This is a genomic window from Streptomyces sp. NPDC041940, assembly GCF_055589465.1.
In genome coordinates, this window is record NZ_JBVJBP010000036.1 from 41,665 (window position 1) to 62,335 (window position 20,671).

A 20,671-nucleotide genomic window follows, 5' to 3' on the forward strand; every position below is an offset into this window, starting at 1 on the left:
CCGGGCCGACGGTGCCACGCCGGGCCCCGGGTGATCAGTGATTGCGCATTCAACGGTACGTGCGGTGCGCCTCAGTCGTGCCCACCGGGCCCGGAGCCCGCGTTGTAGCGCACGAGACACTCGGCGAACATCGACAGATCCTCGGCCGGCCAGTCCGCCAGCCGCTCCCGGAAGGCGGCCCGGCGGCTCTCGGTGACCCGGGCCAGGACGCGCCGGCCGGACTCCGTCAGATGCAGCACCAGAACGCGCTGGTCCTCCGCGTCGGGGCGGCGTTCGATGAGACCGGCCCGTTCCAGGGCGGCCACCTGGCGGCTGACGGTGGACTTGTCCAGGGCGTAGTGGGCGGCCAGATCGGTGGCACGGCAGCCGCCGCTCTCCTCCAGATGCCCGAGCAGCGTGTACGACACCAGCGACAGCTCGGGGTGCATCCGCCCCGCCGCGGCACGGGCACGGCGGGCGAAGACCGTCATCTCCCGCTGGATGGTCTCCACGGCGTCGGCTGGGTTCACCTGGCCTCCCTCATGGCGCTGCTGCCTGGCCTTTCCATGGTTGCATGGCCCAACCACCTGCCGGCCGGGCGGCAGGCCCTCGGTCCCGTACCGGGCGGCCGGTCCGTCAGGTAATGTTGCCGTCCGGCTGGGGACCACCCCAGCCATCGGAAGCCGAGGAGGTGAGACCCATTACCGCTGTGTCAGCTCGGGTGCTCACTCCTCGATGCCGCGCGGACCGCCGCCCTTAGGCGACCGCCGGAGCGCCCTTCGGCTCTCGAAAGGCTCTTGGCTTCCATGCCGTCTGTGTCTTCTGTCCCGCCCTCCACGCCGTTGTCCCGTGCCTCCGTGGCGGAGGCCCTGCGCACCGCGGGGTGCGTCTTCGCCGAGGACGAGGCCGAGTTGATCCTCTCCACCGCCGGCACCCCGGCCGAAGCGGCCGCCATGGTCGAGCGCCGCGCCGAGGGCCTGCCCCTCGAACTCGTCGTCGGCTGGGCCGGGTTCCGGGGCCTGCGCATCGCTGTCGCCCCCGGTGTCTTCGTGCCGCGCCGCCGCACCGAGTTCCTGGTGGAACAGGCCCTCGCCCAGGCGCCCGTCCCCACCGTCGTCGTGGACCTGTGCTGCGGTTCGGGGGCCGTCGGTGCGGCGCTGGCCGCCGGGCTGGGCCGCGTCGAACTGCACGCCGCCGACATCGATCCCGTCGCCGTGGACTGCGCCCGCGGCAACCTCGCCGCCGCCGGTGGTCACGTCCACCAGGGCGACCTGTTCGAGGCGCTGCCCGGTGAGCTGCTCGGCCGCGTCGACATCCTCGCGGCCAACGTGCCGTACGTACCCAGCGACGAGATAGGCCTGCTGCCCCTGGAAGCCCGTGATCACGAGCCCTTGGTCGCCCTCGACGGCGGCACGGACGGCCTCGACGTCCTGCGCCGGGTCGCGGCCGAGGCTCACAGCTGGCTCGCGCCCGGAGGTTGCGTCCTGGTGGAGACCAGCCGACACCAGGCCCCGACCGCCGTCGCCGCGTTCGAGCGCAACGGTCTGACGACCCGCCTGGCCGTCTCGGAGGAGCTGCACGCGCATGTGGTGATCGGGGTGAGGCAGCCGGTGCCGCTCAGTCCGGGGCCGTCGCCCGCGCGATGAGCAGGGCCACGTCGTCGAAGTTGTCCGGCTCGTGGAGGGTGCGCAGGAGCAGGTCGCAGACCTCCTCCAGAGGGCGGTCGGGGCCGTCGAGCAGGGACAGGAGGGTGTCGAGGCGGTCGTCCAGCGGGTCGCGGCGGGTCTCGACGAGGCCGTCGGTGTAGAAGACCAGGCGGTCGCCCGGCTCGAGGTCGACCGTGGTCGTGGAGAACGGGACGCCGCCCACGCCGAGCGGTACCCCGGTCGGCAGGTCGAGCAGCTCAGGAGGCCGGCCGGCCCGGACGCGTACCGGCGGCAGATGCCCGGCGTTGGCGATCCGGCACTGTCGCCGATGCGGGTCGTGGACGGCGTAGACGCAGGTGGCGATGGCCTGCTCCAGTCCCTCGGTGATCTTGTCGAGGTGCTCCAGCAGCCGGGCCGGGTCGAGGTCGAGGGCGGCCAGCGTGTTGGTCGCCGTACGCAGTCGGCCCATGGTCGCCGCCGCGGGGATGCCGCTGCCCATCACGTCGCCCACGACGAGCGCGGTCGTGCCGCCGTCCAGCGGGATGACGTCGAACCAGTCGCCGCCGACCTCGCTCGTGGCCCCGGCCGGCTGGTAGCGGGAGGCGACCTCGAGACCGCCCGTCACCGGGGGATGGCTGGGCAGCAGACTGCGCTGGAGGGTGAGCGCGGTGTCCCGGGCACTCTGGTACCAGCGGGCGTTGTCGATCTGCACGGCCGCCCGGGCGGCCAGCTCGCGCGCCAGCAGCAGGTCGTCCTCGGAGAACGGCAGCGGATTGCGGGTGCGCTTGAGATCCAGCGCCCCCAGCACCTCACCGCGCGCGATCAGCGGCACCGCCAGATAGGAGTGCACTCCGGCCCGGCCCAGCAGCTTCGCCGCCTCCGGGGAACGGGCGATACGCGGCAGATCCTCGTCCGTGACCTGCGGCAGCATCACGGGACTGGCCGTACGCACGCACTCGGTGACAAGCCGGTCGGGCGCGTACCGGGCCACCTGTCCCGGAGGGTCGGCCGCCTCCAGGGCCTCGACCGAGTCGTACCCCTGGACCGCCAGCGCGCGGATCACGGCAGACTCGGCGGGGCCGAGGCTGGTGCGCCGGCCCTGCACCACCGCGTCCAGCAGATCGACGGCCGCGATGTCGGCGAGTTCCGGCACGGCCACGTCGGCGAGCTCGCGGGCCGTGCGGTCCAGGTCCAGCGAGGTTCCGATCCGGCCGGAGGCGTCCGCGATCAGGGCCAGACGCCGCCGGGCGGCCTCGGCCTCGATGCCCGCCCGGTACTGCTCGGTGACGTCGACGATCGAGACGGCCACGCCCAGCACGGTCCCGAAGGCGTTCTCCAGCCGGTACAGCGAGATCGACCAGGCGTGGTCCTGGTCCGGGTCCGCCGGGGTGCGGCCGATCGTGGACTGGTCGACGACCGGCCTGCCGGTGTCCAGGACCCGGCGCGCCGCGGCCTCCAGGGCCTCGACGTCCATCTGCGGCACCACCTCGTGGACCGTGCGGCCCAGGTGCTCCTCGGCCGGCACGCCGTTGATCTCCTCCAGCGCCGCGTTGACCGAGACGTACCGCAGCCCGGTGTCCAGCACCGCCAGCCCGATGGGGGACTGCGCGATCATCCGCGTCGACAGCGCCACCTCCCGCTCCAGCCGGTGCACGGTCGACTGGTCGGCGCACAGACCGAGCGCGTAGACGTCGCCCTCGTCGTCCAGCAGCCGCATGTTGCGGAACTCCACGAGCCGTGTGCTGCCGTCCTTGCGGCGGATGGGGAAGGCCCCGGCCCAGCTCTGCCCGGTGCCCATGACGTCCGCGAACAGTTTGACCACGAGGTCGACGTACTGCTCGTGGACCATGATCCGGGCGGCGTACTCCCCGAGCGCCTCCCGCGCCTCGTACCCGAACAGTTCCTCGGCCTGGGGGCTCCACAGCACGATGCGGCCCTCGGAGTCGAGGACCACCGAGGCCATGCTCAGGACGTCGAGCAGCCCGCTCGGTCGTGCCGACCCGCGTGGGGGCTCGTCGCCCTCGGCCACGGGAGACCCGGCTGCACTCATCCCATGCCCCGCCTTCGCCGATCCTCGCGGCACGCCGTCATGGTGCCGACACCCCATGTTCTACCGCGCGGAGCCGTTTTCTCGAGGCCCCTTCCGTCACCTTCCACCATCTCCCAACACGGCGCGTACCGCCCCGCAAACCGGTCACCACAACAGGGGCGCTGCCGGTAGTGCTCGTCGGAAGGTGGTGCTTTGCTGGGAAAGGGGCGGATACGGCAGCGTGGCCAGAAGGCAGAGGAGCGTCACGATGGACCTTGAGCGACCGCACCCCCACTCCGTCTCGGTGGAGATCAGCGGATGCAGCAAGCACGACGCCCGGATCGTGTTCGACACGCTGTGCGCCTGCTTCGAGTCGGACCGGTGCGCCGACGACGTGCCCGAGGAACTGCACGAGACCCGCCCGACCGTGTGGCTCGGCACCTTCGACGTCGCCGACACGCACGAGGGCGCGCGGCCGGCCCGGCTGTCGTCCTCCGTCGACGCGGACCTGCACGGCGGGTACTGGGCGATCGAACAGTTCCGCATGAGGCTGGACTCCCTGTTCGTCGTGCAGGACCTGACCACGGTCCCCGGCGACCAGGAGAAGGAACTGCACGTGCGCCTCGAGAGCCGGTGATCCCCTGGCCGTAGCCCGGTGTGCCCTCCATCACCTTATGCAACTAGTTGCATAAAGCGCCGGTGGTCCTCTAGAACTACGGGGACGACACCGCGCACGGAGGGCCCGACGATGAGCCGATACCCGCACCTGCTGACCCCCCTCGACCTGGGCTTCACGACCCTGCCCAACCGGGTCCTCATGGGCTCCATGCATGTCGGTCTGGAGGAGGCCGAAGGCGGTTTCGAGCGCATGGCCGCCTTCTACGCCGCCCGCGCCCGCGGGGGAGTGGGCCTGATCGTCACCGGCGGCATCGCACCCAACGACGAGGGACGTCCCTACGAGGGCGGCGCGAAGCTCACCACCGAGGCGGAGGCCGAGCAGCACCGGGTCATCACCGACGCCGTGCACCACGCGGGCGGGCGGATCGCGATGCAGATCCTGCACTTCGGCCGGTACGCCTACCACCAGGACCTGGTCGCGCCCAGCCCGGTCCAGGCGCCGATCAGCCCCTTCCCGCCCCGCGAGCTGAGCGACGCCGACATCGAGCGGACCATCGACGACTACGTCCGCGCCGCCCGCCTGGCCCGGCACGCCGGCTACGACGGCGTGGAGATCATGGGCTCCGAGGGCTACCTCATCAACGAGTTCATCGCCCGGCACACCAACCAGCGCACCGACCGCTGGGGCGGCTCGTACGAGAACCGCACGCGTTTCCCGCTCGAGATCGTGCGACGGGTGCGCGAGGCGGTCGGCGAGGACTTCATCGTCGTCTACCGGCTCTCCATGCTCGACCTCGTCCCGGGCGGCTCGACGCTCGACGAGGTGATCACCCTCGCCAAGGCCGTCGAGGCCGCCGGGGCGACGATCATCAACACCGGCATCGGCTGGCACGAGGCCCGCATCCCCACCATCGCCACCTCCGTGCCGCGCGGCGCGTACACCTGGGTGACCAAGCGGCTCATGGGCGAGGTGTCCGTCCCGCTCGTCACCACCAACCGCATCAACACCCCCGAGCTCGCCGAGGAACTGCTCGCCGAGGGCGCGGCCGACATGGTGTCGATGGCCCGCCCGATGCTCGCCGACCCGGACTTCGTCATCAAGGCGGAGACCGGCCGGCCCGAGGCGATCAACACCTGCATCGGCTGCAACCAGGCCTGCCTCGACCACACCTTCAGCGGTCTGATCACCTCCTGCCTGGTCAACCCGCGCGCCTGCCACGAGACGGAACTCGTGCTCTCCCCGACCCGGCTGCGCAAACGCGTCGCGGTCGTCGGCGCCGGACCGGCCGGCCTCGCCTGCGCGGTCTCGGCGGCCGAGCGCGGCCACGACGTCACCCTCTTCGACGCCGCGAGCGAGATCGGCGGGCAGCTCAACGTCGCCCGCAAGGTCCCCGGCAAGCAGGAGTTCGACGAGACGCTCCGCTACTTCCGCACCCAGCTCGACTGGCACGGCGTCGACGTACGTCTGAACACGTCCGTCACGCTCGCGGACGTCGACGGCTACGACGAGGTCGTCGTCGCCACCGGCGTCAGCCCGCGCACCCCCGACATCCCCGGCGTCGACCACCCGAGCGTCCTCGGCTACCTCGACGTCCTGCGCGACGGCGCCCCCGTCGGCGACCGGGTCGCGATCCTCGGCGCGGGCGGCATCGGCTTCGATGTCGCCGAGTACCTCACGGACGGCGGCGACAAGGCCCACGAGAACCCGGCGACGTACTTCCGCCAGTGGGGCGTCGACCTCGACTACCGCGCCCCCGGCGGCCTCGCCGCGCCCGAGCGGCCCGCCCCGCCGCGCACCGTCCATCTGCTCCAGCGCAAGACGTCCAAGGTCGGCGCCGGACTCGGCAAGACCACCGGCTGGATCCACCGTGCCGAACTCAAGCACCGCGGCGTCACCATGGTCCCGGGCGTGAGCTACGACCGGATCGACGACGCCGGACTGCATGTCACGGTCGACGGCGCGAGCACGGTGCTGGAGGTCGACACGATCGTGCTGTGCACCGGCCAGGAGCCGCGCCGCGGTCTGTACGAGGAACTGGTCGCGGCCGGGCGCAGCACGCACCTCATCGGCGGCGCCGACGTGGCCGCGGAACTGGACGCCAAGCGCGCCATCAAGCAGGGCACCGAGCTCGCGGCGGCGCTGTAGGGGGCCTGCCGTCCGTCCCTAGGATGACTGGTATGTCACTCCCGCACGCGATCCTCACCGCCCTGCTCGAGAAGCCGTCGTCGGGCCTGGAACTGACCCGCCGGTTCGACCGGTCGATCGGCTACTTCTGGTCCGCGACGCACCAGCAGATCTATCGCGAGCTGGGAAAACTGGAGGCCGACGGCCTGATCAGGGCCCTGCCGCCCGAGCAGCCGGCGCGCGGGCAGAAGAAGAGCTACGAGGTCCTGCTCGCGGGCCGCGCCGAACTGGCCCGCTGGACCGCCGCCTCCCAGGACCCCAAGCCGCACCGCGACACGCTGCTGCTGCGGCTGAGGGCGACGGCCGTGGTCGGCACGGCGGGCCTGGAGGCCGATCTGCGACGCCATCTGCAGCTGCACGAGCGTCAGTTGGCGGAGTACCAGGAGATCGAGCAGCGTGACTTCCCGCCCGGCCGGGGCGGCACCGAGGACCGGTTGCGGCATCTGGTGCTGCGGGCCGGCATCGACCTGGAGACCTTCTGGACCCAGTGGCTCAGCCGCGCCCTGGCGGAGTTCGCCGAGCTCCCGGACGGCGAGCCGACCCGCCCGGCCTGACCGGGGTGTGACGGCGGCCCGCCCGACCGGAGCGCTTCGGGAGGGCGGGCCGCCGTCCGTACCGGGTCAGAACCGGTACGGCTTGTTGCGGCGGCGCAGGTACCAGGCCGTCCCGAGCAGGCCGGCCCCGACCAGCGTGCCGCCCGCGACCAGCGTGACGGTCCCGTAGTCCGTCGCGCTTCCGCCGGTACCGCCCATGACGCCGAGGGACGGCGAGGCGGACGGGGACGGGGACGCGGACCTCGTGGGGGAGGGCGTCGGGGAGACGACGACGGACTGGGTGCCCGCGGTCGTGCCGTCCGAGCAGCGGACGATGACGGTGTACGTCCCCGCGCTGACGCTCGACCAGGCGGCGGACTGGCTCGTGGACGTCCCCGACAGGGTCACCTGGCGCCCCTGGGCGAAGCTGCCCTGACTGCTGGTGAGCAGTGAGGCGGTGCCCCAGCTGCCGTTGATCTGGGTGCACGCGCTGGTCGTGACCGACACCGTGTTACCCGTGGTGCTCACGGAGATGCCCGGGCCCGCGGCAGCGGGCCCCGCGGCCAGGGCGAGGGGCAGAGCGGCGGCTGCCACGGTCAGGCCGGAGCGGAGAACTGGCGATGAATTGCGCATGTGGACTGCCCTCCGGCGGCACGGTTGGCGGTACATCCCTAGCGCCGCCGAGGGTCGGGAATCGCCCGTGCTGCCTCAGGGGTCAGCCAAAGCTCCCAGGGCCGGGGCCGCACGCCGGGTTCCGCCGTGCAGGTGACAGCGGCCGCCGCCGTGGTGTCGGCGTCACCGCCGCGCGCCCGTCGTCACCGTCCGCTCCGCCGAGAAGCCGCCCCAGGTGCCGTCCGGCAGCATCGCCCGGATCCGGACGCGGTGGGTGACACCGGCGACCCGCCCCACGTAGAAACGGTGTGTCGCCCGGTCGCGCGGGGCGCTCCCGCCGTACACGAGGGACGTGGCCGGGCGGCCGTCCAGCTGGATCTGGTACTCGGTGATCTCGCCGTCCACGCGGGGCGGCACCCAGCTCAGGCCGACGTGGTACGCCCCGTCCTCGCGGTGGCTCGTCGCCCGGAAGCCGGTGGGGGCCGTGGCGCGGCCGTCGTCCGTGCCCGGGGTGGTGAGACGGACGGTGTGACTGGCGGGGGAGACGTTGCCGGCCGCGTCCCTGGCCCGGACGGTGAACGCGTAGGACGTGCCGGGCCGCAGCCCCGTGACCACGGCGGCCGTCTGGCCTCCGCCCACGCTGTGGATCTTCGCGGCTCCCTGGTGGATGTCGTACGACACCACGTCCCGGTCGTCCGTCGAGGCGGACCACGACAGCTGGACCGCCCGGCTTCCGGCCGTCCGTCCGACGGGCGCCGAGGGGCGGGCCGGCGCCGAGTGGTCGTCCGCCACGGCAGCCGGTGTCCGCGCCCGGACCTGACGGCTGGGCGGTCCGAGCCGCCCGTCGGCGTCCCGCGCCCGTACGGTGAAGACGTACAGCGTGGACGGCCGGAGCCTGGTGACGTCCATCATGTGCTTCGAACCCGGTACTTCGCTGACCTTCGTGGTGCCCCGATACACCTCGTAGACATCGGCCCGCACGGTCACGTTCCACATGACGTGCACGCTCGTCGCACTGCCCGCCTCGGCGGTGACGCCCGTCGGTGCCCCCGGCGCACCGCCGACGTCCCGTTCCTCCGCTCCGGCCCAGCCGCAGGCGGCGACCAGCGCGAGAGCCCCGCAGAGCGCGACGCGCCGGAGGAGAGGGGCGGGAGAGGAGAACGAGACGAGAACGCTTCGCACGACACTGCCTCCCGGACGGCACTCGGGAATGGTCCGGACCAATATGGCGCGACTGGCGCGATCACATCAAGAGGGCGGTGGTGGAGGGTGACAGGGCGAGTCGAGGCGGTCGCGCGCCACCCCCGCCCTTCGTGCCCCCTCGGGAGGGTTACGTATGCTGACGTTGCCCACGGTCGAACTCCTGGCGGACACCAGGAAGTTCGGGCCTGTCGCGCGGACCGCTGTCGTCGCAGATCCCGTGCCGACGCGGGCGGCCGGGCGGCCCGGGTCCCACACGGACTCAGGTCCCCGGCCCCTGTCGGTGGTTGGGGGAGTGCGCCGTCCGGCCCTCCGAGGGTGACCTTCATGAACAGCCGGGGGAACAGATGGGCCTGAGTGCCCGTCAGGTTCCCTCAGGAGAGGCCCACCCATCGTGCGTGTCCAGTCGCTCACACTGGCCGCGGCCAGCGCCGCCCTGCTCGTCCCGACGACACCGGTCGCCACGCCGGCCCAGCCGCGCACCCAGCCGGTGGTGTGGCGCCCTGTGGTGTGGCGCCCGGTGGTGTGGCGCGAGGCCCCTGTCAGCGCCGCCGACCTGCTGGCCAGGGCGCGGGACTGCACTCGCGTCTCGCGTGGCCGGTACCGCAAGGACTTCGGCGCCGCAGCGAAGATCCCGGTCTGCGGTACCCGCGACGCCGTCTTCTGGAAGGCCGACATGGACATCGACTGCGACGGCCGCCCGGGCCCCCGCTGCAACCGCCGCACCGACCCGTACTTCGACGCCGGCACGGCCTACTCACAGTCCGACGGCCGCCCCTTGAACGCCGAACGCCTCCCCTTCATCGTCGTACCCGCCCCGAGCCGCATCTGGGACTACCGGGACCACGGCGTGGGTGGCGGTTCGGTCGTGGCCGTCGTGTACCGCGACCAGGTGCAGTACGCGGTGGTCGGCGACACGGGCCCGCGGGGCGTCATCGGAGAGGCCTCCTACGCGACGGCCGAGGCCCTGGGCATCCGCCCCCACCCGCTCCGGGGCGGCACGGCCTCGGGCGTCACCTACATCGTCTTCAAGAACACCCGGGTGTCACCCATCGAGGACCGCGCGGCGGCCGTGACGACGGGGGAGCGGGCGGCGAGGCGGTTCGTCGACGGGGGCTGAGCGAGTGATGGCACGTCAGCTCCCGCTCACCGTGGCCGGGCACGCCGACGTCCGGCGTGCCCGGGTCCGGCCTCACACCTTCCGGTACGTGTACGCCTCCGCGGCGGCCGACTCCACCGCCGCCAGATCGGCACCGGTACCCGCCGTGACGACGGCGGCCACGGCTCCCTCCACGAACGGGGCGTCCACCAGCCGCGTCCGCTCCGGGAGTTCGTCGCCCTCCGCGAGCAGGGCCTTCACGGTGAGCACCGCGCTGCCCAGGTCGGTGAGGACGGCGACGCCCGCACCGCGATCGACGGACGCGGCAGCCGCGGCGATCAGTTCGGCGCTGGTGCCCAGTCCACCGCCCTCGGTGCCGCCCGCCGGGGCGACGGGCACCACCGGGCCACCACCCGCGAGCCCCTTGGCCAGCGCGGCGACCGAGGCGGCCACCTCCGCGCTGTGCGACACCAGCACGATTCCCACCAGCCGCTCGTCACTCATCGGCGGCCTCCGTGAGAGCGGCGACGAGCAGCGCCGCCGATGTGGCGCCCGGATCCTGGTGCCCGATGCTGCGCTCACCCAGATAGCTGGCCCGGCCCTTGCGCGCCTGCAGGGGCGTCGTCGCCACGGCGCCCTCCTCCGCGGCGGCCCGCGCCGCCCCGAACGAGTCACCGAGCGCGTCCACCGCGGGCACCAGCGCGTCGATCATGGTCTTGTCGCCCGGGGCGGCACCGCCGAGCGTCATGACCGCGTCCACCCCGGTCCGCAGCGCCTCGGCCAGCTGCTCCGCACTGACCTCGGCGGCATCCCCGAGCGCCTTGCCGGTGCGGCGCAGCAGCGTGCCGTACAGCGGCCCCGAGGCACCGCCGACCGTCGAGATGAGCTGGCGCCCGGCCAGCGTCAGCACCCCGCCGGGCGTGCCGGGGGCCTCCTTCTCCAGGGCGGCCGCCACGGCCCTGAACCCGCGTTGGAGGTTGCTGCCGTGGTCGGCGTCCCCGATGGGGGAGTCGAGGGCGGTGAGCCGTTCCGCCTCACGGTCGACGGACGCGGCGGTGGCCGTCATCCAACGGCGGAAGAATGCGGCGTCGAGCACTGGATCTCCTTGCCTGGTAGATACGTGGTGATCCTCTACCCCCTGTGTGTCACATGCCCCAGCGCAGACCGGCGGTCTTCACCGGCGCGTCCCACAGCCGCAGCATCTCCTCGTCGACCTGGCACAGGGTGAGCGAGGCGCCCGCCATGTCGAGGGAGGTGACGTAGTTGCCCACGAGGACCCGGGCCACGGGTACGCCGCGCTGGGCGAGCACCCGGTGCACCTCGGCGTTGAAGCCGTACAGCTCGAGCAGCGGAGTCGCACCCATGCCGTTGACGAGGACCAGCACGGGATTGCGCGGCTGGAGGTCCTCCACCACCGCCTCGACGGCGGCCTCGGCGATCTCGCCGGAGGTCATCATCGCCCGCCGCTCCCGGCCGGGCTCGCCGTGGATGCCGATGCCCAACTCCAGCTCGCCGGTCGGCAGGTCGAAGGTGGGGCTGCCCTTGGCGGGGGTGCTGCAGGCGCTCAGCGCGATACCGAAACTGCGGGAGTTCTCGTTGACCTGCCGGGCGATGGCCTCCACCCGCTCCAGCGGCATGCCCTCGTCGGCGGCGGCACCGGCGATCTTCTCCACGAACAGGGTCGCGCCGGTGCCACGCCGGCCGGCCGTGTAGAGGCTGTCGGTCACCGCCACGTCATCGTTGACCAGCACCTTCGCGACCTGGATGCCCTCGTCCTCGGCCAGCTCGGCGGCCATGTCGAAGTTGAGCACGTCGCCGGTGTAGTTCTTCACGATGAACAGCACCCCGGCCCCGCTGTCCACGGCGGCGGCCGCGCGCAGCATCTGGTCGGGCACCGGGGAGGTGAACACCTCGCCCGGACAGGCCGCCGACAGCATGCCGGGACCCACGAAACCCCCGTGCAGCGGCTCGTGCCCCGAGCCTCCGCCCGAGACCAGCCCCACTTTTCCGGCCACGGGAGCGTCCCGCCGCACGATCACCCGGTTCTCCACGTCCACGGTCAGCTCCGGGTGGGCAGCCGCCAGACCGCGCAGCGCGTCCGCGACCACGGTCTCCGGGACGTTGATCAACATCTTCACGGGTACCTCCTAGGGAAACTAGTAGATGAGCCCTCGAACTCCAGCTTCGCAGGCCAGATTGCGTTTGACCAGTTGTCGATCTTGGCGGTGCGTAGCCCTCACCGGCGGCCACATCGCCGGGGACTTGTAGCACGCCGAGGTCTCCGTCCTCATCGGGAAGAACCCCTGGCAGTCCCACGGCGTCCCGCGAGCCCGCACCGGGCCGAAGGACGACAACACCTGGCACAGATCACCACCGCACGCGGCACCGCCCAGGCGGTCGTGGAGGTCGACGACCGCCTGCAACCAGGGCACGCAGCCCTGCCCAACGGCTTCGGCTCCCCGCCCGGATCCAGGCCCTCACCGCCGAGACCGGTCTGGAACAACAGGCCCGGTCTTACCCCGAGGTGGGTACGTGTGGGGAGCGGAGCACGAGCAGGGTGATCTCGCTGGGGGCGAAGACGCGGAACGGCGGGCCCCAGAAGCCGGTGCCGCGGCTGGTGTAGAGGAGGGTGCGGGGGCCGTGGTGGCTGAGGCCGGCGAGGGCGGGCTGGTCGATGCGGACGAGGTGGTGGAAGGGCCAGATCTGGCCGCCGTGGGTGTGGCCGGAGAGTTGGAGGTCGATGCCTGCGGCTGCTGCCCGGTCGATGAACTTGGGCTGGTGCGCCAAGAGCAGGACGGGTAGGCCGGGGTCGGCGCCGTTCAAGGCGCCGGCGAGGTGGGCGCGGTGGCCTGCCAGGCCCGAGGACTCGGCGGTGACGTCGTCCACGCCGGCGACCACGAGGGTGTCGCCTCCGCGTTCGAGCAGCAGATGGCGGTTGCGCAGCGGCTCCCAGCCCAGCTCGTCCATCAGGTCGACCCAGCCCTGGGCCTCGCTGTAGTACTCGTGGTTGCCGGTGACGTATACACGGGCCCGGGTGGCCCGCACGGTCCCGAGTGGGACGGCCTGGGCGCGGCGGCGTTCGGCCGTGCCGTCCGCGATGTCGCCGGTGTGGCAGACCAGGTCGGCTTCCAGGGTGTTCACCGTCTCGCACACCCGTGCCGACCAGCGGGCGCGATCGAGTGGGCCGTAGTGGGTGTCGGTGATGAGTGCGACGCGGGTGCCGTCCAACCCGGCACCCAGCCGTGGGAGTTGCACATCGAGCCGGCGCACGCGTGGCACGCGGCGGGCCTCGGCGTACCCCCAGGCGAGCAGCACGGCGGTCACGCCGAGGACGGCCCAAGTGACGATTCGGGCCCGGTCCTGACTCCCGCCGACGCCGGCCACGGTCAGAGCGAGCCGCAAGAAGACGCCGAGCAGCACCGACCAGGTGAACAGAACCCAGCTCGTGCCCAGCAGGGTGTCACCGACGATCGCCGCCCGGTCCTGCTGGCGCCGGCCGTGGCCACGCGCCATCGCGAGCGGCATACCGACGAGGCCGAGGGCGAACAGGGCGGTGCCCGCCGGCGTGACGGGCAGCGGCCAGTGCTGGCCGGTGTACAGGAGCACCCAGCAGGGCACGGCCCACAGCAGGACGGGGGCGATCAGGGGCATGTAGCGCATCAGGCGCTGCAGTCGGCTCTGCCGCGGTGCCTGCGCTTCGCTGTCCGCGTGTCGGGTGTTGCTGGTGTCGGGCACGCTACCCCTCTCTGACCAGGCTGCCGTCTCGCGCACTGTATCCGGTCGCCCTCGGGCCGCTCCGACCGGCAGGAGTGGCGGCATCGCGTGGATGGGCGCACACCACCACACTCCCTCATAGGACCGTTTCAGCCCTCCGGCTCTGATCGTCCATGCGCCCGATGCCCGTACTTCGAGGAGCATGGCGAGCGCCTGCCCGAGCCGGTGCTCACCGCCGTGGGCGCCCACACGGGCGTGGCCATCGACCAGGACGCCGTGAAGGCCGGTGACCTTCCCGGCGTGCTCATCGCCCTGCCCTGACGGGTAGCCGCTGCCCCACCGGGTGGGCCGTCGATGCTCACCTTCTTCGGTCGGGTGTATCCGGGAGCGGACGAGCCGTGCATGGATCAGGCGGCGGCGTAGTGCGCGAGTGAGGGCTCCAGCAGGTCGAAGGCCTTGTCTGCCTCTGCGGTGACGGTGGTTGAGATCTGGGCGTTGTTCCGGTCGGTGAGGGTGAGTTCCTGGATGCGCTGGAACAGGGTGCGGTGCACGGCGCCGAGCAGGGCGGCGGCGGCGCGGGGCGTGATGTCGTCGCGGGTCGCGCCGGTGGCCTCGGCCAGGGCGTCGGCCAGGGCTGCCTCGCGGAGATCGTGCAGGTCGCGCAGACGGGTGGAGAGGGTGGGGCTGTCGGCGATCATGCGGGCGAAGGCGGGGCCGGAGAACCCGGCGACCGGTTCGGCGGCGGTGGCGGCGTCGGTGAAGGCGCGGCGCAGTGCCGCCAGGGCCGATTCGCCGGATCGACGGGCGGTCACCGTGTGGGCCAGGGAGGCGATGAAGGCGTCCTGGTGGTCCAGGGCCAGGTCTTCCTTGCGCGGGAAGTAGTTGGTCACTGTCTTCTTGGCGACCCGTGCGGCGGTGGCGATCTCGGCGATGGTGGTCTGCTCGAAGCCCTGGGCGATGAACAGGCGAGTGGCGTGGTCGGAGATGAGTTGCCGGGTCTCCTGCTTCTTCGATTCCCGCAGGCCGACCGGGGGCGCGGAGGAGGTGGTGTCAGTAGCCATGAGCGCAATCTTACACTCGTAGCATTTTTATGTTGACACCCACGAGGGGCTCGGAGTAACTTTACGTCCGTTGCAAGTTTTCCATGGAGCGAAGAACGACCATGAGGAGAAACGCCTTGCAGATCACCACCTCCACCGTGTCGCTGACCGTCGACGACGTCGCCGCCTCCCAGCAGTTCTTCACCACCCACCTGGGCTACACCGAACAGGCCGCCGCCGACGGCTTCGCCTCCCTGGCACGCCAGGACGCCGCGGTTGACATCGTCCTGCTCGCCCGTGGCACCCAGGTGCTGCCGGCGGACCAGCGCGACCAGCGCGCCTCCGGCCTGATCCTCGCCTTCACCACCACAGACATCCAGGACGAGGAGAAGCGCCTGATCGCCGCGGGCGTGGACATCACCATGCCGCTGCGCGAGGAGCCCTGGGGCGAACGCCTCTTCCAGATCACCGACCCCAACGGCGTGATCGTCCAGTTCGTCGAGTGGGCAGCACCGGCCGCCCCCTGACCCCACGACGCCGCCGTCACGCCCGTCAGCGAACGACTTCGACCGGCCCGGCCGAGAACGGGGGAACAGCACCATGCGTACGTCACAACTCGCACTCCACGACCTCACCAAGCGATACGGCGACCACGTCGTCCTCGATCAGGTATGCCTCACCGTCAAGCCGGGCGAGAAGGTCGGCGTCGTCGGTGACAACGGCTCGGGAAAGTCCACGCTGCTCAGGGTCATCGCCCAGCAAGAGCGCTTCGACAGCGGCGAGTTGACCGTGGCGGCGCCCGGCGGCACCGGATACCTGGCCCAGACGCTGCAACTCCCGCCCGACGTCACCGTTCAGGACGCCGTCGACCTGGCCCTGGCCGATCTGCGCGCGCTCGAATCGCGGATGTCCCAGGCGGCAGCCGACCTGGCGACGGCAGAGGAGACGGAATCCGGCCCCGCCCAGGCGGCCTACGCCGCGCTGATCGAGCAGTACGAGACCCGGGGCGGATACGAAGCGGACACCCGGGTGGGCATCGCCCTGCACGGGCTCGGGCTTCCGCACCTGGATCACGGAAGGCGGCTGGCCGCCCTGTCCGGCGGCGAGCGGTCCCGCCTGGCCCTGGCCGCCACGCTGGCGTCGGCACCGGAGTTGCTGCTCCTGGACGAGCCGACGAACGACTTGGACGACCAGGCGATCGGCTGGCTGGAGGCACACCTGCGCGGACACAAGGGAACGGTGATCGCGGTCAGTCACGACCGGGAGTTCCTGGAACGCCTCACCACCACCATCCTGGAGGTCGACTCCGGCAGGGTGTCCCGCCACGGGAACGGCTACGACGGTTACCTCGCCGCGAAGGCGGCAGAACGCCGACGACGGCTGAGGGAGTACGAGGACTGGTGTGCCGAACTCGGCCGCAACCGGCAGCTTGCCGCATCCAATGTGGCGCGGCTGGATGCCATCCCGCGCAAGGTGCCGCTGAGCGTCTTCGGCCACGGCGGATTCCGTGCGCGCGGACGCGGGCACGGCGCGATGGTCCGCATCCGCAACGCCAAGGAGCGGGTCGAGCGACTGACCGGCAACCCCGTGACACCCCCTCCCGAGCCGCTCGTCCTCACCGCACGCATCACCACGAGCCAGGCCGCCGAGAACAAGGCCGCAGCGGCCCAGCTCACCGACGTGCACGTCGGAGAGCGGCTCCACATACCGGCCCTGTCCGTTCCGCCCGGCGAAAGGCTGCTGGTGACCGGCCCCAACGGAGCCGGCAAGAGCACCCTGATGCGCGTCCTGGCAGGAGAGCTGCGCCCCGACAGCGGCTCGGTGAACGTCCCCGGACGGGTCGGTCATCTGCGTCAGGAGGAGACGCCGTGGCCGCCCGGGCTGACCGTCGCCCAGGCATTCGCTTTGGGACGGGGAGGCGACCCGGACAAACACACCGATGCGCTGCTCGCGCTCGGCTTGTTCAGCCCGGCCGATCTGCGCCTGCGCGTCGGGGAACTGTCCTACGGACAGCGGCGCCGGATCGAGCTGGCCCGGCTCGTGACCGACCCGGTCGACCTGCTGCTCCTCGACGAGCCCACCAACCACCTCGCACCCGCCCTCGTCGAGGAACTGGAAGCAGCGCTGGCCGACTACCGAGGCGCCCTGGTCCTCGTCACCCACGACCGCCGGATGCGGTCCCGATTCACCGGCTCGCACCTCATGCTGCGCGACGGCCGCATCGCCGCCCACGAGGCGGCCGCCTGAACCCTGTCAAGGCCGGGTCGGAGCAGTCCCGGGCCAGGCCGGGCTCGACCGCGCGGAAACCCGCTCCGCACCCTCCTGCTGAGAACCCCTCAACCGCCCGGGTCAGGGGACGGGGTTGACGACGTTGACCGTCCATGTGCCCGGGGACTGGATCCTCACGAAACCGGGTCCTGGAATCGTGGCCGTGCCCCGGCTGTCGCCGTCACGCTCCAAGCGGTCTTCCCTTCCGTCGTCGAAGGAGAAGAAGTCGAACGAGTTCCGGCTGTACTTGTCCGTGAAGTCGAACCGGAAGTGTCCCTCGCTGCCTCGCCAGCTGAACACCTGCGAGCCGGACCCGATGACCCGGCCCCGAAGGGGCCGCAGCTCATCGACGGCAATCCGGTCGAGAGTCCAGCGAGCGAATCCGTTGGATTCTCGACCGGCTCTCGCCACCTTGACATGCGTGTACTCGCCCGGCAGCACGAACATATGGGGTTCGGTGCCCCACGTCCGCAGCAAGTAGCCCCCTGTCCTCTTCACCCTCGGTGTGTCGATGACCGGTGTGATCGTAAAGCTCGTCAACGGCCCGCGAGAGCGCACCACGAGAACGGCCGGGCTCCCGGCCGCCCGGTGCACGGGCACCGTCCTTGTGCGCCAGCCACCGACCGGAAATCCCTCAAAGCTCATGCCGCCCCCCTCAACGTCTGACATCCAGGGCATGATGCGCACGCGCCACAGATCGTAGTGCTCGACGGCTGTCTCACCGGCATCGGATCGACACTCGCACCCGGCTTTCTGGGGCGCGTTCTCAGCAGGCCCTTCCGCAGCAGTTCCAGGGCTGCCGGCGCAGCTTCCTCGTGAGCGTGGGGGCCCAACGCACCCCGCGAAGCGAACTCTCAAGGTCCCGGAGCGTGCGCGGCGGAGAACGGGGTAGACGCCGCTTCGTCGGCCCAGGCCGATGATCGTAGAAGTCGGCCGGCTGGGAGAGTGGATCATGACGACAACCGTGCACGCTGTCGCTGGGCACATCGTGGGGTTGCCGGAGATAGCGGACCCGTCGAAGGTGGCGCCCCAGGACGCGCGGGAGTTGTCGAAGCTGTTCTTCGACCAGCTCGCGGTACTGGACGAAGGGACACCCGAGTACCAGTACGCGCGCAACACGCTGATCGAGATGAACATGTCCCTCGTGCGCTACGCCGCGGGCCGGTTCCGCAGCCGTGGTCCGGGGGAGATGGAGGACATCGTCCAGGTCGGCATGATCGGTCTGATCAAGGCCATCGACCGGTTCGAGCTGACCCGTGAGGTCGAGTTCACCTCCTTCGCGGTGCCGTACATCGTGGGCGAGATGAAGCGGTTCTTCCGCGATACCTCCTGGGCCGTGCACGTGCCCCGGCGTCTGCAGGAGGCGCGTGCGCAGCTGACTCGCGCCACCGAGGAGCTGCGCGGCAGGCTGGGCCGCACGCCGACGACCAAGGAACTGTCCGAACTGATGTGCCTGCCGGAAGAGGAGGTCCGCGAGGCCCGTCTGGCCTCCAACGGCTACAACTCCTCCTCCCTGGACGCGGCCATCAACACCGGCCAGGACGGCGAAGCGGTCCTGGCCGACTTCATCGGCGCCGACGACACCGCCCTCGAACTGGTCGAGGACTTCCACGCCCTGGCACCGATGATCGCCGAGCTCGACGAACGCGACCGGCGGATCATTCACTGGCGTTTCGTCGAGGAACTCACACAGAAGGAGATCGGCGAACGCCTGGGCTGCTCGCAGATGCACGTCTCGCGCCTGGTCTCCCGTCTTCTCGCCCGCCTGCGCGAAGGCATGCTCACCAGCGCTTGAGCGTCAGGGGCAGAAACCGGGCCCAGCAGGAGAGGCAGTGGAGCGAGCGGCAGTTCGGGCGGTGGGCTGGGCAACAGGCCGGCGACGGCCGAGGGACAAGGATGACCAGTACTCAGGACATAGCGGGGCCCGCGGATCGCATGGACCGCGGCAGGACCCTTGATGAGCGCGCGGTGCGGATACGGCGCCGGCTGGAACGCCTCATCGGCATCGCGGCCACCGACGGCAACGCGCTGGTGGCCCTGCGCAACGGCGACGAGATCTTCCCGGCGATGCTCGACGCCATCCACTCCGCCGAGCACACGGTGGACATGATGACGTTCGTGTACTGGAAGGGCGCCATCGCTCGCGAGTTCGCGCACGCACTGGCGGACCGGGCCCGGTCCGGGATCCGGGTGCGGCTGCTGCTGGACGGCTTCGGCAGCCGGCTGATCGACAAGGATCTGCTGGCGGAGATGGGCCGGGCGGGCGTGCAGGTGGCCTGGTTCCGCAAACCGCTGTACCTCTCGCCGCTCAAGCAGAATCACCGCTGCCATCGCAAGGTGCTGGTCGTGGACGAGCAGGTGGCGTTCACCGGCGGTGTGGGCATCGCCGAGGAGTGGTGCGGTGACGCCCGCAATCCACAGGAGTGGCGGGACACCCACGTCGAGGTACGCGGGCCGGCCGTGGACGGCATCGCGGCGGCGTTCGCGCAGAACTGGGCCGAATGCCACGACGAACTCTTCGACGACCACGACCGGTTCACCCTCCACCGCCCGCAGGGCAACGCGGTGGTGCAGGTGGTGCGCGGTTCGGCCAGCTTCGGCTGGCAGGACATGCAGACCCTGATCCGAGTGGTCATCGAGTCGGCCGAGGAGCGACTCAGGCTCGCCACCGCCTACTTCTCACCGGACGCCTACTTCATCGAGCTGCTGTGCGCGGCCGCCCGCCGCGGGGTGGAGGTGGAGATCCTGCTGCCCGGACCGCACACCGACAAGCGGGTCTGCCAACTGGCCGGACAGCATTTCTACGAGGATCTGCTCGCCTGCGGGGTCAAGATCTACCAGTACCAGCCCACCATGATGCACGCCAAGGTCATCACCGTGGACCGCACGGCATCCCTCGTCGGGTCGACCAACTTCAACCGGCGCTCCCTCGACCACGACGAGGAGGTGATGCTCGCCGTCCTGGACGATGGCTTCACCGCCACGATCGATGCGCATTTCGAGGCGGACATCGCTGCCAGTGAACGGATGCGGGCCGGGCAGTGGAAGAAGCGCTCCCCGCTCCAACGGGCCCGCGAAGCCGCCGTGCGGCCCATACGGCGCTACCTCTGACGCCGGCCGGCGGCCGGTCGTATCAGAGTCGGGGCCTGCGGCCTTGACGACGCCCCGACTCTGACAGCGTCCGCGCGGCCATGACATCGAGCGCGTCATGCCCGGTGTCTTGGCCGCGGCGCAGCGTTCAGTACTGCTCGGTCTCCACGAACCCCGCGTCCCCGTCGTTGTTCGAGCCGAAGGCGTCGGCGGCGGCGGTCGGGTCGAATCCGGGCGGGCTGTCCTTGAGGCCCAGGCCCATGCCGGCCAGCTTGGCCTTGACCTCGTCGATCGACTTCGCACCGAAGTTGCGGATGTCGAGCAGGTCCGCCTCGGAGCGAGCCATGAGCTCACCCACGGAGTGGACGCCCTCACGCTTGAGGCAGTTGTAGGAGCGGACGGTGAGCTCCAGCTCCTCGATCGGCAGCGCCAGATCGGCCGCGAGCGCGGCGTCCGTCGGGGACGGACCCATGTCGATGCCCTCGGCGTCGATGTTCAGCTCACGGGCCAGACCGAACAGCTCGACCAGGGTCTTGCCGGCCGACGCCATCGCGTCACGCGGGCGCATGGCCTGCTTGGTCTCGACGTCGACGATCAGCTTGTCGAAGTCGGTCCGCTGCTCGACACGCGTGGCCTCGACCTTGTACGTGACCTTGAG

21 protein-coding genes are annotated in these 20,671 nt (G+C 71.2%); 10 read left to right on the forward strand and 11 right to left on the reverse strand.

Annotated elements, in window-relative coordinates:
• Positions 1-71 precede the first annotated feature (71 nt).
• On the reverse strand, positions 72-470 hold the full coding sequence (locus tag ACZ6I3_RS38175) for a MarR family winged helix-turn-helix transcriptional regulator (RefSeq protein WP_469420952.1): 399 nt from the start codon (positions 468-470) through the stop codon (positions 72-74).
• Positions 471-785: 315 nt separating this feature from the next.
• Between ACZ6I3_RS38175 and ACZ6I3_RS38180 the strand changes: the two genes are divergently transcribed.
• Entirely contained in the window at positions 786-1,625 is an 840-nt protein-coding gene (locus tag ACZ6I3_RS38180; RefSeq protein ID WP_469420932.1) for a putative protein N(5)-glutamine methyltransferase, read from the forward strand.
• Here ACZ6I3_RS38180 and ACZ6I3_RS38185 read toward each other — a convergent pair.
• The gene (locus ACZ6I3_RS38185; RefSeq protein ID WP_469420933.1) at positions 1,597-3,675 is read right to left on the reverse strand and encodes a SpoIIE family protein phosphatase; all 2,079 of its coding nucleotides are present in this window, start codon (positions 3,673-3,675) and stop codon (positions 1,597-1,599) included. The two genes, ACZ6I3_RS38180 and ACZ6I3_RS38185, sit on opposite strands and share 29 nt — an antisense overlap.
• A 247-nt stretch (positions 3,676-3,922) precedes the next feature.
• Between ACZ6I3_RS38185 and ACZ6I3_RS38190 the strand changes: the two genes are divergently transcribed.
• The 3 genes from ACZ6I3_RS38190 to ACZ6I3_RS38200 all read left to right on the forward strand — a co-directional run bounded on the left by ACZ6I3_RS38190 (position 3,923) and on the right by ACZ6I3_RS38200 (position 7,011).
• Positions 3,923-4,291 carry a hypothetical protein gene (locus ACZ6I3_RS38190; protein WP_382580035.1) on the forward strand — a complete coding sequence of 123 codons (369 nt, stop codon included), beginning with the start codon at positions 3,923-3,925 and terminating at the stop codon, positions 4,289-4,291.
• A gap of 111 nt (positions 4,292-4,402) precedes the next feature.
• Positions 4,403-6,418 (forward strand): FAD-dependent oxidoreductase, encoded by a 2,016-nt coding sequence (locus ACZ6I3_RS38195; RefSeq protein WP_469420934.1) that lies wholly within the window; start codon positions 4,403-4,405, stop codon positions 6,416-6,418.
• Between the two features lie 32 nt (positions 6,419-6,450).
• Entirely contained in the window at positions 6,451-7,011 is a 561-nt protein-coding gene (locus ACZ6I3_RS38200) for a PadR family transcriptional regulator (RefSeq protein ID WP_469420935.1), read from the forward strand.
• A 66-nt stretch (positions 7,012-7,077) separates the two neighbouring features.
• Here ACZ6I3_RS38200 and ACZ6I3_RS38205 read toward each other — a convergent pair whose 3' ends face one another.
• A complete protein-coding gene (locus tag ACZ6I3_RS38205) occupies positions 7,078-7,623 on the reverse strand; it encodes a hypothetical protein (protein WP_469420936.1) in 546 nt (181 codons plus the stop codon).
• 162 nt (positions 7,624-7,785) lie between these two features.
• Positions 7,786-8,784 (reverse strand): fibronectin type III domain-containing protein, encoded by a 999-nt coding sequence (locus tag ACZ6I3_RS38210; RefSeq protein ID WP_469420937.1) that lies wholly within the window; start codon positions 8,782-8,784, stop codon positions 7,786-7,788.
• 412 nt (positions 8,785-9,196) lie between these two features.
• Between ACZ6I3_RS38210 and ACZ6I3_RS38215 the strand changes: the two genes are divergently transcribed.
• Positions 9,197-9,922 (forward strand): glycoside hydrolase family 75 protein, encoded by a 726-nt coding sequence (locus tag ACZ6I3_RS38215; protein ID WP_469420938.1) that lies wholly within the window; start codon positions 9,197-9,199, stop codon positions 9,920-9,922.
• Between the two features lie 72 nt (positions 9,923-9,994).
• Here ACZ6I3_RS38215 and ACZ6I3_RS38220 read toward each other — a convergent pair whose 3' ends face one another.
• From ACZ6I3_RS38220 to ACZ6I3_RS38240, 5 genes are all read right to left on the reverse strand, one after another.
• A complete protein-coding gene (locus ACZ6I3_RS38220; protein ID WP_469420939.1) occupies positions 9,995-10,405 on the reverse strand; it encodes a PTS-dependent dihydroxyacetone kinase phosphotransferase subunit DhaM in 411 nt (136 codons plus the stop codon).
• Positions 10,398-10,997: a dihydroxyacetone kinase subunit DhaL gene (gene dhaL / locus ACZ6I3_RS38225; protein WP_469420940.1), complete on the reverse strand. Its 600-nt coding sequence runs from the start codon at positions 10,995-10,997 to the stop codon at positions 10,398-10,400. Before dhaL ends, ACZ6I3_RS38220 begins: the two co-directional genes overlap by 8 nt.
• A 49-nt stretch (positions 10,998-11,046) precedes the next feature.
• Positions 11,047-12,039, reverse strand: a complete 993-nt coding sequence (gene dhaK / locus ACZ6I3_RS38230; RefSeq protein ID WP_469420941.1) for a dihydroxyacetone kinase subunit DhaK — start codon at positions 12,037-12,039, stop codon at positions 11,047-11,049.
• Positions 12,040-12,415: 376 nt separating this feature from the next.
• A complete protein-coding gene (locus ACZ6I3_RS38235) occupies positions 12,416-13,636 on the reverse strand; it encodes a metallophosphoesterase (RefSeq protein ID WP_469420942.1) in 1,221 nt (406 codons plus the stop codon).
• A gap of 386 nt (positions 13,637-14,022) precedes the next feature.
• On the reverse strand, positions 14,023-14,676 hold the full coding sequence (locus ACZ6I3_RS38240; RefSeq protein ID WP_469420943.1) for a TetR/AcrR family transcriptional regulator: 654 nt from the start codon (positions 14,674-14,676) through the stop codon (positions 14,023-14,025).
• Positions 14,677-14,792: 116 nt separating this feature from the next.
• Between ACZ6I3_RS38240 and ACZ6I3_RS38245 the strand changes: the two genes are divergently transcribed.
• A complete protein-coding gene (locus ACZ6I3_RS38245) occupies positions 14,793-15,182 on the forward strand; it encodes a VOC family protein (RefSeq protein ID WP_469420944.1) in 390 nt (129 codons plus the stop codon).
• A 73-nt stretch (positions 15,183-15,255) separates the two neighbouring features.
• Positions 15,256-16,902 (forward strand): TlrC/CarA/OleB/SrmB family ABC-F type ribosomal protection protein, encoded by a 1,647-nt coding sequence (locus ACZ6I3_RS38250; protein ID WP_469420945.1) that lies wholly within the window; start codon positions 15,256-15,258, stop codon positions 16,900-16,902.
• Between the two features lie 102 nt (positions 16,903-17,004).
• On the opposite strand, the gene ACZ6I3_RS38255 is transcribed toward ACZ6I3_RS38250, so the two are convergent.
• Positions 17,005-17,592, reverse strand: coding sequence for a hypothetical protein (locus tag ACZ6I3_RS38255; RefSeq protein ID WP_469420946.1), 588 nt, complete (start codon positions 17,590-17,592; stop codon positions 17,005-17,007).
• 33 nt (positions 17,593-17,625) lie between these two features.
• Here ACZ6I3_RS38255 and ACZ6I3_RS38260 point away from each other — a divergent pair, with 33 nt between their 5' ends.
• The 3 genes from ACZ6I3_RS38260 to ACZ6I3_RS38270 all read left to right on the forward strand — a co-directional run bounded on the left by ACZ6I3_RS38260 (position 17,626) and on the right by ACZ6I3_RS38270 (position 20,034).
• Positions 17,626-17,742 (forward strand): DUF6411 family protein, encoded by a 117-nt coding sequence (locus ACZ6I3_RS38260; RefSeq protein ID WP_469420947.1) that lies wholly within the window; start codon positions 17,626-17,628, stop codon positions 17,740-17,742.
• A gap of 133 nt (positions 17,743-17,875) precedes the next feature.
• A complete protein-coding gene (locus tag ACZ6I3_RS38265) occupies positions 17,876-18,718 on the forward strand; it encodes an RNA polymerase sigma factor SigF (RefSeq protein ID WP_469420948.1) in 843 nt (280 codons plus the stop codon).
• A gap of 140 nt (positions 18,719-18,858) precedes the next feature.
• Entirely contained in the window at positions 18,859-20,034 is a 1,176-nt protein-coding gene (locus ACZ6I3_RS38270) for a phospholipase D-like domain-containing protein (protein ID WP_469420953.1), read from the forward strand.
• Positions 20,035-20,161: 127 nt separating this feature from the next.
• Here ACZ6I3_RS38270 and ACZ6I3_RS38275 read toward each other — a convergent pair.
• Positions 20,162-20,671, reverse strand: a 510-nt coding sequence (locus tag ACZ6I3_RS38275) for a DNA-directed RNA polymerase subunit alpha C-terminal domain-containing protein (protein ID WP_469420949.1), incomplete at its 5' end; no start/stop codon positions are given.

Bases quoted from the DNA above. Each gene is read 5' to 3' on its own strand.
- ACZ6I3_RS38220 (WP_469420939.1), bottom strand. From the start codon at position 10,405: ATGAGTGACGAGCGGCTGGTGGGAATCGTGCTGGTGTCGCACAGCGCG.
- ACZ6I3_RS38240 (WP_469420943.1), bottom strand. From the start codon at position 14,676: ATGGCTACTGACACCACCTCCTCCGCGCCCCCGGTCGGCCTGCGGGAA.
- ACZ6I3_RS38255 (WP_469420946.1), bottom strand. From the start codon at position 17,592: ATGTCAGACGTTGAGGGGGGCGGCATGAGCTTTGAGGGATTTCCGGTC.
- ACZ6I3_RS38250 (WP_469420945.1), top strand. From the start codon at position 15,256: ATGCGTACGTCACAACTCGCACTCCACGACCTCACCAAGCGATACGGC.
- ACZ6I3_RS38180 (WP_469420932.1), top strand. From the start codon at position 786: ATGCCGTCTGTGTCTTCTGTCCCGCCCTCCACGCCGTTGTCCCGTGCC.
- ACZ6I3_RS38265 (WP_469420948.1), top strand. From the start codon at position 17,876: ATGACGACAACCGTGCACGCTGTCGCTGGGCACATCGTGGGGTTGCCG.
- ACZ6I3_RS38200 (WP_469420935.1), top strand. From the start codon at position 6,451: ATGTCACTCCCGCACGCGATCCTCACCGCCCTGCTCGAGAAGCCGTCG.
- ACZ6I3_RS38185 (WP_469420933.1), bottom strand. From the start codon at position 3,675: ATGAGTGCAGCCGGGTCTCCCGTGGCCGAGGGCGACGAGCCCCCACGC.
- ACZ6I3_RS38195 (WP_469420934.1), top strand. From the start codon at position 4,403: ATGAGCCGATACCCGCACCTGCTGACCCCCCTCGACCTGGGCTTCACG.
- ACZ6I3_RS38205 (WP_469420936.1), bottom strand. From the start codon at position 7,623: ATGCGCAATTCATCGCCAGTTCTCCGCTCCGGCCTGACCGTGGCAGCC.
- ACZ6I3_RS38175 (WP_469420952.1), bottom strand. From the start codon at position 470: ATGACGGTCTTCGCCCGCCGTGCCCGTGCCGCGGCGGGGCGGATGCAC.
- ACZ6I3_RS38270 (WP_469420953.1), top strand. From the start codon at position 18,859: ATGGACCGCGGCAGGACCCTTGATGAGCGCGCGGTGCGGATACGGCGC.
- ACZ6I3_RS38190 (WP_382580035.1), top strand. From the start codon at position 3,923: ATGGACCTTGAGCGACCGCACCCCCACTCCGTCTCGGTGGAGATCAGC.